Here is a 16,952-nt window from a genome sequence, read left to right as displayed (position 1 = left end):
TCTCGGCGGTTCAGGATTCAAAACAGAGTTAAGAGACCTAGCGTTTTGTTTGGTGCTGAGGATGGGACTTGAACCCACACAAGTTACCTTACACGCACCTCAAGCGTGCGCGTCTACCAATTCCGCCACCCCAGCAAAGCCAAGTACGGGAGATAAACTCCACAAACACTTGTACAGGACAAGCGAAATAGAGTTTAGTGGGCCTGCACCAGCTTGTCAATGTTTGGCACCTTCTTAGCGCCTTTTATTGGGCTCGCCGGCTTGATCAGCCCGGCGCTCTTGCCAGCGAGCATCTCGCTCACGGTGGTCAGGCTGACGCCGCGCCGCTTGGCATACTTGAGAAAATCACCGAAGACGTTCATGGTCTCTGCCGCATTGTCGTGGAGCAGCACGATGCCGCCGGGATGGAGCTTGCGGTCAAAGCGGCTTTTCAGCACCGCGTCGCCGGGGTTTTGAAAGTCGGCGGGGTCGTCTGTCCAGAACACGGTGGTCAGGCCCAGCGCCCGCGCCGCGTCCAGTGTTTGAGGAGTGTAATCGCCGCCGGGGGGCCGGAAGTACTTGATGGGCTGCCCGGTGAGGCGGCGCAGCGTTTGGTTGGTCAGGCTCATCTCGGTGATGGCGGTATTGAGGCTCAGCGGCGGCAACCGGACGTGGTGGTAGGTGTGGTTGCCGACTTCGTGGCCCTGCTGCACCATGTCGCGCACGAAATACGGGTAAGCGCGGGCGTTGCGGCCAATCACGAAGAAGGTGGCCTTGACCTGGCCGCGCCTCAGCAAATCCAGCAGCAGCGGCTCGTACATCGGGTGGGGAGCGTCGTCAAAGGTCAGGGCGGCAAGGGGCTTAAGGATATTGCCGCCGTAGAGCAGGCCATCTTGGATGCCGCCCTTGATCTGGCTGGCGCTGCGGGTACGGGCGTCGGCCAGCTTTTGATCCACGCTGCCGTAAAAGTTGATGGTCTGCTCGCGCACCTTGTCGGCGATTTTACCGGCGTCGCCACTTCCGGGCGTGACACTGCCCAGCGCTTCCCAGGCCCGGTCATAAGTGGCGCTGCCCGCCGCCCAGGCCGCGACCTCACTGATGCGGCCGCGCGGAGCGCTGAGCGTCAAGATCGGCAGCGGGCCGCCGAAGCCGCCGTACCCCACTTTGTTGTACACACTCACGTCCACTTCACTGAGGCTGGGCCGCGCCGCGAGAGTACGGGCCGCGACGCGAGCAGCCAATTGGCGGGCCTGCTCCACTTCGTTCGGTTGCAAAAGCAGCACCGCGCCCGCCGCTTCGATGTGACCGTTGCTGAGGTACTGGATTTTCAGAACCTGAGCCATCGGCGGGGTCAGGGTGATTTCGGGAATGGGCGCGGCGCGGCGGGTGCCGGGCGCAATCGGCTGCGTTTCACCGGGCAATTTGAGGGGCCTGGCCGGAATGGAAATGGGACTCTGGGCGTAAGCCAGCGTGAGCAGGGCCAGTGGCAGAGCGGCTAGAACATTGACCTTGCGCATTTAGTTGCTCTGCGCCCATTTGAGCGCGTCGGCGGGGCCAGCCGGAAGGTGACCCTGGGCCTGATACAGCTTGACGCCCGCCAAGATATTGGCCTTGGCCTGCGCGTTTTGGCCGAGTTTGCGCTGCACCAAACCCAGCACGTAGGTCGCCAGCGCGTTTTGGGAATCGTCGCTGATGGCCTGCTGCAAAAACTTGGCGCTCTGGGCCAGTCCAGTCTGGGTGCTTTTGCCGCCGTAGTTGCCGCCAGCGCCCATAAAGCCGCCGTCGGAGCGCTCGCCCCGGTAATAGTTGATTTGCGACTTGAGGTACGCCAGGTCGAGAGGCCGCGCCAAGGCCAGCGCCATGCTTTTCTGGGTGTCGGCCCGCTTAAAGCCAGTGATCTTTTCACCGTCGTAAACGGGATGGACAAAGCGGTAGGCGTCACCGTCGCGCATCAGCAGACCCTGGTGGGTCATAAACGGCTTGGGATCGCTGGCGTCGTCGAGCAGGGCCGCCTTACCGCTGGGCAGCCTCACCAGCGCCACGACGTGACCGAGGTTGCTCTCCTGCCCCTTGTCGTTTTGCCACACCATCACTGCGCCCGCGTCCAGCCCGGTTTGCTGAAGCAGCGCCGAGATCAGCAGGCTTTGCAGCAAGCACTGGCGCTGCCCGCTGCTGACGGCGTAGGCGAACTCGTAACCGCGCTCCAAACTGAAATTCGGCAGAATCTTTTTGATGAAGGTGTGCGCCCACTGCGCCGTGTCTTGGGCCAACTGATCGCGTTGGTCGCCGCTGGCCGCCGCAATGGCCGCTTTGCGGGCCGCCAAGCCTGCCATCAAGGTTTTGCCGCCGCTCAGCGGGAAATTGGCAGCGGCGTACTTGCCCTCCAGCCAAGTGCTGAAATCCGGCGTTTTGAGGGCGCGAACCGCGTAGGAATCCTGCGTCAGAGCATTGAAGGCGGGGCTGCCGTAAGCGTAGGCAGCGTCTTTAGGCGCGGGGGCCGGGGCCGCAGCATAGACCGCGCCGAGCAGCAGGGGAAGGGTCAGCAAGAGTTTAGCTTTGGAAACAGGGGATTGAAACACAAAAAACCTCGGTTGAGAGAAGCAAGAGACAAAGATCGGCAACTCTTTAAAGCTACTCCTGAACGGTCAAGCCGGTATGAAGCGCTGCTGAGAACATAGGTTTGAGTCCAGCGTTTTGTTGATTCGCAAATCTATTGCTTTGCATTCCCCAATTTCAAAAGAATGGTGCGGCTTCCTGCACTGTCAACTCGGGACTGTCCTTAAAGTTTCCAGATGAAATTGCGCCGCGCCAGCACCCACAGCGCCAGCCAAACCGCGCCCACGTAGCCCAAGGTGTACAGCCAGCCGCCGCCCTGAACACCAAACTGCCGTTGTGCGAGGGTCAGCAGCGAGGCCAAGATGCTGCGTTGCTGACCCGTCCAATTGACTTGCCAAATGTTGAGAATCCACAGCTTGAGCAAAATCGGAAAGACGTAAGCCCACAAAGAGTTTCGTCCCGCGACTGTGAAAGGGCTGAGCAGCCAAGCAAATTGGCCCCGGCGGGTATCGCCAATCAAATAAAAGGCCAGCATCCCCAGCGTGCCGAGTCCGGCGGAATACAGGATGTAGGAGGGCGTCCAGACCGCTTTGTTGAAGCCCAGCGAATCTGCTGTCAGCCAGCCTGCCGCCGTCAGCGCGACGCCGAGCGCCAGCAGCAGCGGCACTTCGCGTTTCTTGTCGCGCAGGGGCTGAGCCGCCACGCTGCCGAGCAGAACCAGGGCAGTGGCCGGAATCACCGAAGTCAGACCGCGCAGACCAATACCACTCAGAAACAAGTCATTGAGCTGCTGCACGGCATTTTCGGTTTCGCTAAACGGAGCGCTGAGCAGGAAAAATCGGTAGACGAGCAGCAGCCCCAGCGCCACCCCCAGCCGCCACAGTGACGGAAAACGGGCGAACAGTCCGGCGCACAGCGAAGCCAGCGCGATGAGTTGCAGCACGCCCAGTCCCCAGATCAGGCTTTTATTTTCCACGCTGGTCAGCAGCGCTCCCACCAAGTACAGCGGAATGGCCCGCTGAAACAGCTTGATGATGGTGTCTTGGTTGGGCCACCAGCGGCTCTCGGTGCGCCTGCCCAGCGAGAACGGAATAGACGCGCCCGCGCAGAAGAGAAACCACGGAAACACCAAATCGGTCAGCGTCAGGCCCCCGTCCCAAGAAGCGTGGACGAGCTGGGCGGGGGTGTACTGGCCCAGCGACACGTTGTTGACCAGCAACATCAGCAAAATGGTCATGCCGCGCCAAGCGTCTAGCGCCACCAAGCGGCGCTTAACGGTGGGCGCGGCGGCTTGCCCGAATTCCAGTTCCTGGGGTGGCGACGGGGCCGTGAGTTCTGGACTGGTGGCCGGCTCAGGCGCAGTGTCGGGGAACCGCTCGCCGCTGCCCGTAAGTTCAGCTTGCTCAGAAGTGGGCGCACTCATGAGCGCAGTCTGCTCCCTTTGCCCTGCGCTGAAGATGAAGCGGTCAGCGCTGCTGTGGGGAAATTCACCCTTCACGCTCAGCTCAACGCTTCACCATCTATTTCATCTTGTGTTTATCTAAGCGTGCTTCCACATTCAACCCCCTTAGAGTTGGATACCTCTAAACGAACCCCCATCCGCAAGCTGGAGTCGGCGGTTTTGGTCTAGAGCATCTGTGCGAATAGATGGCTGAGCAAAAAGCACGCTCAGCCATCCATCCTCCCAAATGCTCTCTCTATTCCACTCCCGTTAGTCGGTCAAAAAAGAAGTTCTTTTTTGACAAATGCTCTAAGTACCGAGGCTTCCTCATTTTGCCCTATCCGTAAGGAGAACCATGAACAAAATTATTCTTCCGTCTGCTGCCCTTTTCGCCGCGCTGAGTTTGGCCGCTTGTACTTCTTTACCCGTGCCCAAGCCTGATCCCAAGCCCAACGTGCCCGCCGCGCCGCAGGGCCGCTTGGTCTACGGCCTGACCAGCAGCGGGCAGCTTGCCAAGTTCGGCGCAGACAACGCTAGCGCCAGCTTGACCACCACCAGCATCACCGGACTCGGCAGCGGCGAAACCCTGGCCGACATCGACTTCAACACCAATGGCGGCCTTCTCACCGGCCTGACCACCAACGGCAAGCTGTACACCATCAACACCGACAGCGGCGCGGCGACGTTTACCGTATCGGCGGCGGCTCCCGGCGTAGGAACGCCGCAAGTGATCGACTTCAACCCGGCGGCCCAGCGCCTGCGGGTTCTCTCGGCGGGCGACATCAACTACCGCCTGACCCCGGCCACCACCGCTGCCACGTCGGGCACAGTCACGGCTGACGGTACCCTCACCTTCCTGTCCACCGACGCCAACACCGGCAAAAACCCCAACTTGGTCGCCGCCGCCTACACCAACAGCTTCAAGGACTTCAAACCCGACGGCACGACCTCAACCACCACCCTCTACAGCGTGGACGCCGACCTCGATATCTTGGTCAAGCACACCAGCGCAGCGGACGCAGCAGGCACGTTCAGCATCCTGAACACGATAGGCGCGCTGGGCGTGGACGCCACTGCCAACACCGGCTTTGACATCTACGGCCTAGACGAAGCCTACCTGAGCGTCAGCGCCGGCACCTCCACCACGCTCTACAGCCTCAATTTGGCGACGGGCGCGGCCACTCTCAAGACGATCATCCCCAGCCTGACCCTGCGGAGCGTCGCGGTGGTGCTGCCCACCAAGTAAGCCAAGGTTTAGTTGTCAAAAGAGGGGCGAGGGAATTTAGATTTCCTCGCCCCGTTCTTTGGTGCTCTCCTCACGCCTCAGCTCAGTTGCTCAGCACCATCACATAGGCTGTGCCGCGCCCGGCCCGCACGATGCTCATACCCGCTTTGGTGTAGGCCGGATTGGTCAGGGCGTAGCAGTGAACCGGCGAGTTGCGCCACCAGTTCACGGCTTGAGAAGCGTTCAGACCCACATTCAGATAAATGATTTCGCTCATGTTGGGGCCGCGCACACCGGTCGAAGCGGCCCGTACACGCGGCGAAGTGCCGCCGGCTCCGGTGTGGCTGACGCGCCCGGTCTGGGCCATGTAGCTGGCCTGTAAACGGGCCGCGCTGCTGTTGGTGGCTGTCCAGGTCAGCGGGGCGCTGCGGGGGCGAGAGACTCCCGCGCAGGAAATGCCCTGGGCACGCAGGGCATTGATGCCGCTCAGCAGCGCCGATTCTGAACCGGCAGCGTGGCTTTGACTCAGCGGGAGGAGCGCCAGTAACGCCAGCAAATGCAACTTCATAGCGTTTACCTTAAAGACGCTGAGATGAAGAAGATGAAGACCGTGATGTGAAGCTGGCCAACGCGCTAAGTTGGAGCGTGCTTTGGACTCGGCCCAGCTTGCCCCTACGTTTGATCGCCCTGCTGATGGTCAGCGAGTTCGTGCGGGCGGGTTTGATCGTGGCGTTCTTGCCGCTGATGGCCGCTCAGTACGGCCTCAGCACTGCTCAGGTCGGCAGCATCGTGGGCATTCATTACCTGATGGACGCGCTCGCCAAAGGGCCGGTGGGCCTAGTGACGCAGCGCCTCGGCCTCGGCGGAGCGCTGATTGGCAGCAGCGTGCTGGGCCTCGGCGTGATTCTGGCGGTGCTCGGTGGCGCGGGCTTTTGGCCTCTGCTGATGCTGGCCGCCGTTTGGGGCGTCTTTTACGCGGCGCTGTGGCCCAGCGTGATGGCGGTGTCGCAGCAGTACGCCGTCACCGGACGTGAAGCGCGGGCGCTGTCGCTGACCAACCTCAGCGTCGCGCCCGGAATCGCGCTGGGCACGCTGGGCATCGGCCAATTGATGCTGCGCTCGCCCGCCGGAGTGCCCACCTTGCTGCTGGCCGCCCAGGCGGTGGTGACGGTGCTGGCACTGAGCTTGGCAGCCTTGCGCCTGAGCAGTGGTGAGAAGGGCAGTGGTGAAACGGGCGGCAATGAGACGCGAAGCCAAAGCTTTGAGCACTGGAAGGCCCAGTGGCAAAAAGTCGCCGCCCTCCTGCCCGCCGCCTTTGCCCAGATGCTCGCGCCGGGCTTATTGGTAACTTTGTTTTATCCGCTGCTGAGACGCTTAAACCTCAGCCTCACCGATCTGCTGGGGCCAGCCGTGCTGGGCGGAGCGTGCTTGCTGGCGGCGCTGCTGCTGGCGGGCCGCCTGGCCGACCAACTCAGCCCCCGCGCCGTGCTGGGGCCGGGACTGTTGCTGCTGGCGTTTACTTTTGGGCTGGGCGGTTACTCCGCCGAGCTACTGACGCGCTCGTTGTGGCTGATCGCCGCGCTGATCGGCCTCGGCTACGGCACCTTCATGGCCGGCTGGAATGGGCTGGTGGGCCAGACACTCCCGCCGCAAAACCGCGCCGCTGCTTGGGGAGTGGTGATGGCCACCGAAGCGCTGGGCTACTCGCTGGGCCCGGTTCTGGGCGGAGCACTGTGGCAAAGCGGCGGCGTGCGGGTGTTCTGGCTGGGCGCGGGCGTATTTTTGCTGGCGCAGCTGTACTACTGGGGCCTCGGACGCCGCTTGGGGCAGGAGAGAAGCTCGGTGCGGGCTTCAGAAGACTGAGCAAGGCTGTTCACAAGGCTTAGCCAACTTGCGGCGGTGGTGAGCCATTTGGCGCAGGCAAAAGCCGGCGCGGCGCGGCAGACTGTGCCGTAAGCCAACACCGAGGAGGGCCAGCCATGAGGCAAAGTTCAGATTCAGACCCCGTACCGGGCAGCCCACGCTCCACTTCACTTCATCCAATTTAGGAACGAACCATGAACGGCAAATACATCACCAAACTGGGATTTACCAACAAAAGCATTGGACTGGCTCTGGCCGCCGCGCAGCTTCGGGAAGCGGCTGGCCTGGAGCGCAGCGCCATTCTGGATGAACTTTCAAAGGTCAAGGCCGATCCGGCTGGCTTTCAAAGTGGCATTTACACCGACTTGGTGCGCGAATTGCTGACTCAGCAGGCCTACACCGACCTGCACGCCGCCGACGCCCTGCGCTCCACCGCCTTGCCGTATGCCCAATTTGGCGCGGCCCTGATCGATCAGGGCGCACGCGATCAAATGAACGTGGCGATGCGTCTGCCAATCACCCGCGCCGGAGCGCTGATGCCCGACGCCCACGTCGGCTACGGCCTACCGATTGGCGGCGTGCTGGCCGCTGAAAACGCGGTGATTCCTTACGGTGTGGGGGTGGACATTGGCTGCTCGATGCGCCTCTCCGTCTTTGCTGTACCCGCCGATACCCTCAAAACCCCTGAAGCACTGGCCCTTCTGCAAAAGCACACCCGCTTCGGTGCTGGCGTCGGCTTCGAGCGCCGCGAGCGAATGAGCCACGACGTCTTGGACGAAGCGGCTTGGGATGACCAGCCGATCTTGCGCCGGTTGCATGACAAAGCCGCCGACCAGATCGGCTCCTCGGGCAGCGGCAACCATTTCGCCGAGTTCGGCAGCTTTACGCTGAGTCAATCGGAACTGGGTTTAGACACCGGAACGTACCTCGCCCTGCTTACCCACAGCGGCTCACGCGGCTTTGGGGCGCAGGTGGCGGGTCACTTCACCAAGCTGGCCGAGAACTTACACCCGACCCTGCACCCCAGCGCCAAGAAGCTGGCTTGGCTCAGCTTGGAAAGTGAAGAAGGCCAAGCGTATTGGCAGGCCATGAACCTGGCGGGCCGTTACGCGCTGGCCAACCACGAGCAGATTCACGCCCGAATTGCCAAAGCGCTGGGCCAAACGCCCGCATTAAGCGCCCACAACAGCCACAACCTGGCCTGGAAAGAGCAGGTCGGCGGCTCGGAACTCATCGTTCACCGCAAGGGAGCCACCCCTGCCGCCGCCGGACAACTCGGCCTGATTCCCGGCAGCATGGCCGATCCGGGGTACTTGGTGCGCGGCAAGGGGCACGCTCCCGCGCTGGCCAGCGCTTCGCACGGCGCGGGCCGCCAACTCGGGCGCAAAGCCGCTCAGAACGCACTGAGCAAGTCGGAAGTCAGCGCTTACCTGAAAGACAAAGGCGTGACCCTGCTCGGCGGCGGCATCGACGAAGCGCCGCAGGCTTACAAGCGCATTCAGGACGTGATCGCTGCCCAGAGCGAATTGGTGGACGTGTTGGGCGAGTTCCGGCCCAAAGTGGTCAGAATGGACAGCGGCAGCGAAGACATCTGACACACAAGAAAGTGGGACGCCTCTGTAGTAGGGGCGTCCCGCTTGGCGTGCTCAGTCTGCCTGCACCGTGCCCAAAATCGCCTCGCCGTACTTGCGAACCCGTTCCGGCCCCATACCGCGCACCTTGCGGAGTTCGGTTTCGTCTCTCGGAGCGCTTCTGGCGATTTCGGCCAGCGTCGCGTTGCTGGCAATAATGAAGCGGCTGATCTCCTGACGCTTGGCCTCGGCGTTGCGCCAGTCACGCAACCGAGCGAACACAGCCCGCTGCTCGTCGCTGAGGCCCTCGGTGGGATCTTTGCTCTCGGCAGGCGGCAGGTCGGGGGTCAGCACGATTTCGGGTTGAGGCGACTCGCTGGGCAGAGCGGGCGGCTCAGGAACAAGCTCGGCAGCCGGTTGACTTTCAGCCGAGCCGGCGGCGTCTTCTTCTGTTGAAGCTGTGTCCTGAATATGGCCTTGGGCTTGCTCCGCTTCGGGTTCAGGTTGACCGGACTGAGCCGAGCGGTTCCAATCTTCTGAACGCTGCTCTTGCCGCCGCCCCGACTTGGGCCAGCGCTGCGGCCTGCGGCCCGTGTCAGGCAAGTCGGCTGGCGCGCCTGAACTGACAGACTCGGCCTCCGAATCCGCGTCTGTCAGTTCAGGCGCGTGTTCCTCAACTTCCTCACGCCTACGCTCCGGCTCGGGATGCGGCGCACTGTCAGAAAAAACGATCTCCGGCACATAGGACAGCGGCTCGGGAGCGGGTGCAAGCGGGCGGGCGGTTTGGGCAGCAGGTTGAGCAGCAGTGGAAGCAGGCAAGCTGGTTTCGCTTGGCCTGGTTTCACTCAGCGCTGCGCCGGTTGCGCCCGCTTCGTTCTTGTCGTCCCTGCTCACAGCTGAAGAAGCGGATGGGGCTTGGTTGGTTTGACTTTGCTCGTCCCAGACTTGGGTTTCGCCGCGCAGCAGAGCCAACACCGCGTCTAGCCCTTGCACGCCCGGCGTGATCAGTGTGCCTGCGCCCACGTTACGCGACGCCGCCAGCACGCCGCCGAGGGGCGCGTGACTGTCGGGTGCGCTGTCAGGCGCGAGCAGCAGCGCGGTTGGTCCGACTTCCTGCGCCGCGCCCGCGAAGCGCTCCATCAACGAGACGGTGGTGCGGGCGGCGCGGGCCAGTCTGAGCGGCAAGGTCGCCAGATCGCGCAAGATCATGGCCATGCCCAGGTCGCTGGGCGCGGGAGCGCGGCGCGGCGGAGCGCTGCCCGCGCCGAAGAGGGCCGAGGCCGTCACGTCACCGAAGCCGCTGATGGTCGCAGCGTCGCGGTAAACGATCAGCGTCGCCTCACGGCCCAGCCAGCCGCCGCCGGGGGCCAGCGTGGCGTCTACCAGCACCGGCACGCCCGCCCGCTTGGCCCGCTTGAGGGCGCGTTCGTCGGGTTCGAGCAGCCACACCGCCACCGCGCCGCGCCAGTCGGCGTCGATGGTGGCCACCGCCAGCCCAGCAGAAGCGAACACCTCGCGGCTGACCCCCAGGCGGGCGTCGACCCGCAGCGTACCGGGGCCGAATTGCGCGAAGAGTTGGCGGGCCAGCGCGGCTTGATCGGCCAAGAATAAGCCCCAGTCGGCTCCTTCGAGGTCGGCCAGAGCGCGGCTCAAACGGGTGTGCGGATCGCCCGCTTCGGCGTGGAGGCCGGGCAAGCGGACATCAGGAGAAACGGCAGTCATAGCCTTTATTGTGACGGATTGAGGCGGGCAAGAGGAAGAAAGGCCTGTGGGGGGAGAAAAAGACGGCCGGGCTGGTCAAACCCGCTCCGGCTCTCAGTCTTCCCGGTAAGCGCCCAACCGCCGAAACCGCGCCGCCCGTCCACTGACCCACTGCTCCGGCGTTTGCTGGGCGAGTTCGTCGAGGTGACGGCTGACCGCTTCGCCCAGTGCTTCGGCGGCGGTGTCCACATCGAGGTGCGCTCCACCCACCGGTTCGGGAATGACTTCTTCCACGATGCCGAGTTCCAGCAGATCCGGCGCAGTGAGCTTGAGGGCTTCCGCCGCTTCGGGGGCTTTGGCGCTGTCTTTCCAGATGATGCTGGCCGCACCTTCAGGCGAAATTACTGAGTACCAGGCGTTTTCCATAATCAGCACTCGGTTGCCGATCCCGATGGCCAGCGCCCCGCCGCTGCCGCCCTCACCGATCACGGCGCAGACGGCGGGCACTCTCAGGCGACTCATCCGCTGGATGCTCTCGGCAATCGCCCAGCCCTGGCCGCGCTCCTCGGCTTCCAGGCCCGGATACGCGCCCTGCGTGTCGATCAGGGCCACCACTGGGAGGCCGAACTTGTCGGCCAAATCCATCAAGCGAACGGCCTTGCGGTAACCCTCAGGGTTGGAGCTTCCAAAGCGCCGCTTGATCTTGTCTTTGGTGTCGCGGCCCTTTTGCTGCATGATCAGCATCACGCGCCGACCTTGCCAGCGGGCCGGGCCACCGATCAGGGCCTGGTCGTCGCCGTAGGTTCTGTCGCCATGCAACTCCACGAACTCGGAGGTCAGGCGCTCGACGTAATCAAGCGCGGTGGGCCGTCCGGCGATGCGGGCAAGCTGCACCCGTTCCCAGCGGGTCATGCTGACTTGCCCGCGCAGGTAAGCGAGCTGAGCACGCAGCGGCGTCAGGGCGGTGTCCAGATTTTGCCCGGTGCTTTTGGCGGTGCCCTCGAGGTCGCGGATACGGGCTCCGAGTTCGCGCAGCGTCTCGGCGGTGGGCTTGACGGGTTTGCCCTCGCTCACGACGCCTGCTCCCGCTGGGGCACGGACGCTTGGGGCAGCAGCAGCCGCAGGAGCTTGGCCAGCTCACCGCGCTGCTCGCGCCTATCGACGATCATGTCCACCATGCCGTGTTCCAAGAGAAATTCGGCCCGCTGAAAACCTTCCGGCAAGTTCTGACGAATGGTCTGCTGAATGACCCTCGGCCCCGCGAAGCCGATCAGGGCTCCCGGCTCGGCCACGATCACGTCGGCGATGGTGGCAAAGCTGGCGGTCACGCCGCCGGTGGTGGGGTCGGTCAGAATGCTGATGTACGGCAGCCCCCGGCTGGAGAGCGCTTCCAGCGCCACCGTCGTTTTGGCCATCTGCATCAGTGACAAGGCGCTTTCCTGCATTCTGGCTCCGCCGGAAGCCGCCACCAGAACCAGTGGCAAGCCCTCTTCACCGGCCCGCTCAGCGGCGCGGGCAATTTCTTCGCCCACCACGCTGCCCATGCTGCCGCCGGAAAACTCGAAGTCCATGATGGCGGCGGCCACGCTCACGCCTTCGATCTGGCCGCGTCCGGTCAAGATGGCGTCGGGGCGGCCCGTTTTGATTTGCGCCCGCTTGAGACGCTGCGGATAACTTTCGGTGTCTTGAAAATTCAGCGCGTCCACCGGATAGATGCTGCCCGACCACTGCATCAGCGGCGCGTCGAACAAGACTTCCATGCGCTTGGACGCGCCGAGGCGGTGGTGAAAACCGCAGTGCGGACAGACGTAAGCGCCCAGCGCCAGATCACGCAGATACACATTTTCTTTACACTGCGGGCATTTGCCCCACAGATCAGGGGTATCCGCTTCGCTGGGCGGGCTGACCTGCGGGCGACGCCTGCGGAAAAATTTGTCGAGGGCCAAGGGGAACGCTCCTTTATCACGGCATTCTAGCGGGAGGGCCAGCGCTGCGCCCACCGAGAGCAGCCGAGCTGGACTGAGTACAAATTCTTGTGAAAAGACTTTTCAGCCGAACTCAATCGCCCAGTTTACGGCGCAAAAAGGCGCTGAGTGCGCCCAAGTCCTGCTTGAGTTGGCCGTTGCTCACGCCGTCATCTTTGGTCAGCAGCGTAGACGCGGGCGGCAGGGCGCGGCTCTGGGTCAGCTGGGTATCTAATCCCGCGAAGCGCTTGTCAAGCGCGGCCTGAAGCTGGGCAAAGCGGCTGGCTTCCTGGCTGTCGAGGCTCTGACGCACCGAATCGAGGTCGCGCAGCAGCTTGGCAGTATCGGCCTCGCGGCGCAGACTGCTGAAACTGGCGGCCACGTAAGCCAGCACGGCGACCAGGGCGCTGGTGATCAGCAAAATCAGGCCCAGCGGCCCAGTGTAGACGGCAAAGCCCATGTTGATGTCATGCGTGAACATCAGCGAGTTGATGTTGAGCAAGCCAAACACCAAATGCAGCACCAACACGACGATCAGCAAAAGGAGACGCATGGAGTAAGGGTAACAGAAATGCTTGTGGACTTGCCGTGAGTGGAAGAGTCAACGGTATGAATTTTTCATCCAGCTGTATTTACTGGAGCGGAAGAAGAAAAGTGTAGCCCTCTTTGCTCCGTAGCTTGGAAGTCGAGTAGACGGCCCCGTTACTCTTGTTTTCCGGATTATTTCTGAGATAAATATCTATACCGTCTATCTCGCAGATATCTCTACGTCCTGGGATATTACAGATAACGGTACGGGTCTGTCCATTCAAAGACACGACTTTTCCAACACTTAGGAGTGAGCCTTCAAAAAGATTCGCCCGTACCAAACGCTCCAAAGCGTCCCGGTCAATCTTCCCACCCATCCAGCTCAGAATTTCAGACGTGATTTCGTCGTCGCCTGCATTGGGATGGAGAAAAATAATCGGGCCTTTCACGTCTCTCAATACATATCTGGCTGTCTTGCAATACAAGTCCTCACGGCCCTTGGCACAGAGTCTGATCCATTCTCTGGCGTCGCTTGGACTGCGTAAGTCCAAACCTGGGTCCCAGACATAACTGGCCAGAAGACCGAGTGGCACGAGAAAGATCAGGCCAGCCACCACCGCCAAAACAGCCCGGCTAGACACCGCTTTTCACTTACTCCACCCGCCCCAAAATCAGCTCCGGCACCTCCAGCTGAGTCTGGCCCACGCTGAGGCCGCCGCGCAGCAACTCCAGCGCGGTGTCCAGGCCGCGTCCGTCTCGGTGATAAATCCGGGCCAGCACCTCGCCCACTTTGATCGTCTCACCGGGTTTCTTGACCAGCTCTACCCCGACGCCGTGATCGATCTGCTCGCCTTTGCGCTCGCGCCCACCGCCCAGCACCAAGACCGCCTGACCTACCGCCAAGGCGTCCACCGCTTGCAAATAACCGCTCGCCTCGGCCAGCACTTCGGCGCGTCCGGGGGCTACGTCCAGCTTGTCGGGGTGGTCGACGTAAGTGGGGTCGCCACCCTGCGCTGCCACGAAGGCACGGAACTTGGCGAGGGCCGAGCCGTCTTGGAGAGTCTGGCGGGCGCGTGCCTCAGCTTGCTGCGGGTCTTGACCGTAAGCGGCCAGCGCTTCTACCGCTAGGGCCACGCACAACTCGGTCAGGTCGTGCGGGCCGTGTCCGTTTAGGGTCGAAATGGCTTCCTGCACTTCCAGACTGTTGCCCGCCAGGTGTCCCAGCGGCGCGTCCATGTCAGTCAGCACCGCCCGCACCTTGCGCCCCGCGTGGCTGCCGATGTCCACCATCGCGCGGGCCAGTTCGCGCCCGTCTTCCAGGGTTTTCATGAACGCGCCCGCGCCGACTTTCACGTCCAGCACGATGGTCTGCGCTCCGCTGGCGAGCTTCTTGGACATGATGCTGCTGGCGATCAGCGGCAAGCAGGCGACGGTGGCCGTCACGTCGCGCAGGGCGTACAGCAGGCCATCGGCGGGCGCGAGGTCTTTGCTCTGACCCACCAGCGCCAGCCCGATAGCGCGGGCCTGTGCCAGAAATGCCTCGTCCGATAAAGTGCCGTCCCAGCCGGGAATGCTCTCCAGTTTGTCGATGGTGCCGCCGGTATGGGCCAGCCCGCGCCCGCTCATCTTGGCGACAGTCAGGCCCAGCGCCGCGAGCATCGGCGTCAGAATTAAGCTGGTCTTGTCGCCCACACCGCCGGTGGAATGCTTGTCCACCGTGTTACTGAGGCTGCTCAAGTCAAATTGGTCGCCGCTTGCCGCCATCACTAAAGTCAAATCGGCCACTTCGCGGGGCGTCATGCCACGCAGATAAATCGCCATCAGCCAGGCGCTGACCTGGTAATCTGGCACCTCGCCGCGTGTATAGCCCAGCACCAGGGTTTCCAGCTCGGCGCGGCTGTGTTCTTGGCCGTCGCGCTTTTTGGCAATCAAATCGGGGATGTGGGAAGTCATGTCAGTAGGGTACAGAGTTTTGGGTCTCCACTGGCTTAAAAGTCGGCTGGCTTCAAGTCAGGCTTAACCGCCCGGCGCAGACTCCTTGAGGCCCTGTTGCCGCCAGGAGGTGTTCCCATGCCGCGTACCGACGTTTTGCCCCACACTCCGCCTATAAATATTGCGCCGATCAAGCGCCGTACCATCAGCCTAGAAGCCCGATTTCAGCGTCTCTCCAGACGCATCGCCGACTTTTCCGGTACGGCCACCGCTTTCACCCTGGCGCTGACGAGCTTGGTGGTGTGGGTCGTCACCGGGCCGCTGTTCCGCTTTTCAGACGGCTGGCAACTGGTCATCAATACCGGCACCACCATCGTCACCTTTTTGATGGTGTTCCTGATTCAAAACGCCCAGAATGAAGACACCCGCGAGCTGCACGCCAAGCTTGACGCCGTGCTGCAAGAACTCCGCGCCGAACGCAACATGATCCACGACGCCGACTTGCTGCAGCTCACTCCCGACGAGATCATGGAGGAAGTGCGGCTGGGCGAGTTGGGCGAAGACTGAAGGCCAGCACAGCCCGACAGCAGAACTCACCTTTGCCGCAAAGCCGCTCCGCTATACTGGGCGGCTGATATGCGGCGTCCTCACTCAGGGCCAGGCCGCCTTGAGGAGCAAAGACAGCATGACCGTTCTTGATTTTACCGATCAATTTGTAAGCAAGCCCCAGCACAAAAACAAAGTGGGTTTCATCAGCCTGGGTTGCCCCAAAGCGCTGGTGGATTCCGAGCGAATTTTGACGCAGCTCCGGGTGGAAGGCTACCAGATTGCCGACAACTACGGTGACGCCGATACCGTGATCGTCAACACCTGCGGCTTTATCACGCCCGCCGTGGAGGAGAGCCTGGCGGCGATTGGCGAGGCGCTGGACGCCACCGGCAAGGTCATCGTGACTGGCTGCCTCGGCGAGCGGCCCGAAAAGATTCTGGAGCGCCATCCCAAAGTGGCGGCCATTACCGGCAGCGAAGCGGTGGACGACGTGATGCGCCACGTGCGCGAGCTGCTGCCGATGGAGCAAAATCCCTTTACCGATTTGCTGCCGACTGCCGCACCGGGTGCCCGCAACGGCGTGAGTGCGCCCGTGCGCGAGGCCACCTCGCATGGCGACGTGTTCGCGCCCAGCGTCAAGCTCACCCCGCGTCACTTTGCTTATCTCAAGATCGCTGAGGGCTGCAACCACACCTGCTCGTTTTGCATCATTCCCAAGCTGCGCGGCAAGCAGGTCAGCCGCGACGCCGCCGCCGTGCTGTACGAGGCTTACCGCCTTGTGGCGGGCGGCACCAAGGAACTGGTCGTCATCTCGCAGGACACCAGCGCTTACGGTGTGGACATCCGTTACCGCGAGAGCGAATTTCAGGAGCAGCCTGTCCGCGCTCACCTGACTGACCTGGCCGCCAAGCTGGGCGAAATGGGAGCCTGGGTCAGAATGCATTACGTTTACCCGTACCCACACGTAGAAAAAGTGGTGGAACTGATGGCGGCGGGCAAGATCTTGCCTTATCTGGACGTGCCGCTCCAGCACGCCAGCCCAAAAATTCTGCGGGCCATGCGCCGACCCGGAGCGGGCAAGCAGCTCGACACCATCCGGCGCTGGCGCGAGATCTGCCCCGAACTGGTGATCCGCTCGACCTTCATCGTGGGCTTTCCCGGCGAAACCGAGAGCGACTTTCAGGAGCTGCTGACCTTCCTGGAAGACGCCCGCCTAGACCGCGTGGGCGCGTTTCCCTACAGCGACGTGGAAGAAGCCGACGCCAACGCGCTAGGCAACCCCGTGCCGGAGGACATCAAGCAGGAGCGGTTGGCCCGCTTTATGGAAGTGGCCCAACGGATCAGCGCCGAGAAGCTGGCCGAAAAAGTGGGCCGGGTCATGCCGATCATCATCGACGAGTTCAACGATGATGAAGACGACGCTGCCGGAACCCGCTTGATTGGCCGCACCAAGGGTGACGCGCCGGGCATCGACGGGCAGGTTTATCTGTACGCGGGCGAGTTCGCCGGACAGATCAAGATCGGGGACATCGTGGAAGCCCGCATCGAGGAGAGCGACGAGTACGACCTCTTCGGCGAAGTGGTGGCCCGCCCCGCCTGGTTGCCGAATGTGCCGCAGATGGGACATTTCGGAGGGCACTGAG

15 protein-coding genes and 1 tRNA gene are annotated in these 16,952 nt (G+C 62.6%); 5 read left to right on the top strand and 11 right to left on the bottom strand.

The features are described from left to right. Positions 1-50: 50 nt before the first annotated feature. The 4 genes from FNU79_RS00815 to FNU79_RS00800 all read right to left on the bottom strand — a co-directional run bounded on the left by FNU79_RS00815 (position 51) and on the right by FNU79_RS00800 (position 3,958). Positions 51-135 (bottom strand) — tRNA-Leu (locus FNU79_RS00815). A gap of 59 nt (positions 136-194) precedes the next feature. Next, positions 195-1,496: a polysaccharide deacetylase family protein gene (locus FNU79_RS00810; RefSeq protein ID WP_143719034.1), complete on the bottom strand. Its 1,302-nt coding sequence runs from the start codon at positions 1,494-1,496 to the stop codon at positions 195-197. Beyond that, entirely contained in the window at positions 1,497-2,525 is a 1,029-nt protein-coding gene (locus FNU79_RS00805; protein WP_143719033.1) for a hypothetical protein, read from the bottom strand. It lies immediately after the preceding gene. Positions 2,526-2,758: 233 nt separating this feature from the next. Continuing rightward, complete coding sequence (locus FNU79_RS00800; RefSeq protein WP_143719032.1) at positions 2,759-3,958, bottom strand: heparan-alpha-glucosaminide N-acetyltransferase domain-containing protein; 1,200 nt, start codon at positions 3,956-3,958, stop codon at positions 2,759-2,761. Between the two features lie 373 nt (positions 3,959-4,331). Here FNU79_RS00800 and FNU79_RS00795 point away from each other — a divergent pair, with 373 nt between their 5' ends. After that, positions 4,332-5,222 (top strand): DUF4394 domain-containing protein, encoded by an 891-nt coding sequence (locus FNU79_RS00795; RefSeq protein ID WP_143719031.1) that lies wholly within the window; start codon positions 4,332-4,334, stop codon positions 5,220-5,222. Between the two features lie 82 nt (positions 5,223-5,304). Here FNU79_RS00795 and FNU79_RS00790 read toward each other — a convergent pair whose 3' ends face one another. Continuing rightward, positions 5,305-5,769, bottom strand: a complete 465-nt coding sequence (locus FNU79_RS00790) for a CAP domain-containing protein (RefSeq protein WP_143719030.1) — start codon at positions 5,767-5,769, stop codon at positions 5,305-5,307. Positions 5,770-5,816: 47 nt separating this feature from the next. On the opposite strand from FNU79_RS00790, the gene FNU79_RS00785 reads away from it, so the two are divergent. Then, on the top strand, positions 5,817-7,064 hold the full coding sequence (locus FNU79_RS00785; protein WP_225429792.1) for an MFS transporter: 1,248 nt from the start codon (positions 5,817-5,819) through the stop codon (positions 7,062-7,064). A 194-nt stretch (positions 7,065-7,258) separates the two neighbouring features. Continuing rightward, on the top strand, positions 7,259-8,659 hold the full coding sequence (locus tag FNU79_RS00780; protein ID WP_143719029.1) for an RtcB family protein: 1,401 nt from the start codon (positions 7,259-7,261) through the stop codon (positions 8,657-8,659). Between the two features lie 51 nt (positions 8,660-8,710). On the opposite strand, the gene FNU79_RS00775 is transcribed toward FNU79_RS00780, so the two are convergent. From FNU79_RS00775 to FNU79_RS00750, 6 genes are all read right to left on the bottom strand, one after another. Next, complete coding sequence (locus FNU79_RS00775) at positions 8,711-10,357, bottom strand: HRDC domain-containing protein (RefSeq protein ID WP_143719028.1); 1,647 nt, start codon at positions 10,355-10,357, stop codon at positions 8,711-8,713. A 93-nt stretch (positions 10,358-10,450) separates the two neighbouring features. Continuing rightward, a complete protein-coding gene (locus FNU79_RS00770; protein WP_143719027.1) occupies positions 10,451-11,410 on the bottom strand; it encodes an acetyl-CoA carboxylase carboxyltransferase subunit alpha in 960 nt (319 codons plus the stop codon). After that, positions 11,407-12,282: an acetyl-CoA carboxylase, carboxyltransferase subunit beta gene (accD, locus tag FNU79_RS00765; RefSeq protein ID WP_143719026.1), complete on the bottom strand. Its 876-nt coding sequence runs from the start codon at positions 12,280-12,282 to the stop codon at positions 11,407-11,409. The genes FNU79_RS00770 and accD overlap by 4 nt, the downstream gene beginning before the upstream one ends. A 112-nt stretch (positions 12,283-12,394) precedes the next feature. Beyond that, entirely contained in the window at positions 12,395-12,853 is a 459-nt protein-coding gene (locus FNU79_RS00760; protein ID WP_143719025.1) for a LapA family protein, read from the bottom strand. A 79-nt stretch (positions 12,854-12,932) separates the two neighbouring features. Beyond that, a complete protein-coding gene (locus FNU79_RS00755) occupies positions 12,933-13,277 on the bottom strand; it encodes a hypothetical protein (RefSeq protein WP_143719024.1) in 345 nt (114 codons plus the stop codon). A 202-nt stretch (positions 13,278-13,479) separates the two neighbouring features. Further along, on the bottom strand, positions 13,480-14,781 hold the full coding sequence (locus tag FNU79_RS00750; RefSeq protein WP_143719023.1) for a thymidine phosphorylase: 1,302 nt from the start codon (positions 14,779-14,781) through the stop codon (positions 13,480-13,482). Positions 14,782-14,898: 117 nt separating this feature from the next. On the opposite strand from FNU79_RS00750, the gene FNU79_RS00745 reads away from it, so the two are divergent. Together FNU79_RS00745 and rimO are read left to right on the top strand one after the other, a co-directional pair. Further along, on the top strand, positions 14,899-15,327 hold the full coding sequence (locus FNU79_RS00745; RefSeq protein ID WP_143719022.1) for a low affinity iron permease family protein: 429 nt from the start codon (positions 14,899-14,901) through the stop codon (positions 15,325-15,327). Between the two features lie 118 nt (positions 15,328-15,445). Beyond that, entirely contained in the window at positions 15,446-16,951 is a 1,506-nt protein-coding gene (gene rimO, locus FNU79_RS00740) for a 30S ribosomal protein S12 methylthiotransferase RimO (RefSeq protein WP_143719021.1), read from the top strand. Position 16,952 lies beyond the last annotated feature (1 nt).

The sequence above is a fragment of the Deinococcus detaillensis genome (assembly GCF_007280555.1).
In the GTDB taxonomy this organism is placed as follows: Bacteria; Deinococcota; Deinococci; order Deinococcales; family Deinococcaceae; genus Deinococcus; species Deinococcus detaillensis.
The sequence above is the reverse complement of the archived record's forward strand: the minus strand, read 5'-3'. Positions and strand labels throughout refer to the sequence as shown.

Excerpts from the sequence above, each read along its gene's own strand:
- FNU79_RS00810 (WP_143719034.1), bottom strand. The coding sequence starts at position 1,496 with ATGCGCAAGGTCAATGTTCTAGCCGCTCTGCCACTGGCCCTGCTCACG.
- FNU79_RS00800 (WP_143719032.1), bottom strand. The coding sequence starts at position 3,958 with ATGAGTGCGCCCACTTCTGAGCAAGCTGAACTTACGGGCAGCGGCGAG.
- FNU79_RS00795 (WP_143719031.1), top strand. The coding sequence starts at position 4,332 with ATGAACAAAATTATTCTTCCGTCTGCTGCCCTTTTCGCCGCGCTGAGT.
- FNU79_RS00790 (WP_143719030.1), bottom strand. The coding sequence starts at position 5,769 with ATGAAGTTGCATTTGCTGGCGTTACTGGCGCTCCTCCCGCTGAGTCAA.
- FNU79_RS00780 (WP_143719029.1), top strand. The coding sequence starts at position 7,259 with ATGAACGGCAAATACATCACCAAACTGGGATTTACCAACAAAAGCATT.
- FNU79_RS00775 (WP_143719028.1), bottom strand. The coding sequence starts at position 10,357 with ATGACTGCCGTTTCTCCTGATGTCCGCTTGCCCGGCCTCCACGCCGAA.
- FNU79_RS00760 (WP_143719025.1), bottom strand. The coding sequence starts at position 12,853 with ATGCGTCTCCTTTTGCTGATCGTCGTGTTGGTGCTGCATTTGGTGTTT.
- FNU79_RS00750 (WP_143719023.1), bottom strand. The coding sequence starts at position 14,781 with ATGACTTCCCACATCCCCGATTTGATTGCCAAAAAGCGCGACGGCCAA.
- FNU79_RS00745 (WP_143719022.1), top strand. The coding sequence starts at position 14,899 with ATGCCGCGTACCGACGTTTTGCCCCACACTCCGCCTATAAATATTGCG.
- rimO (WP_143719021.1), top strand. The coding sequence starts at position 15,446 with ATGACCGTTCTTGATTTTACCGATCAATTTGTAAGCAAGCCCCAGCAC.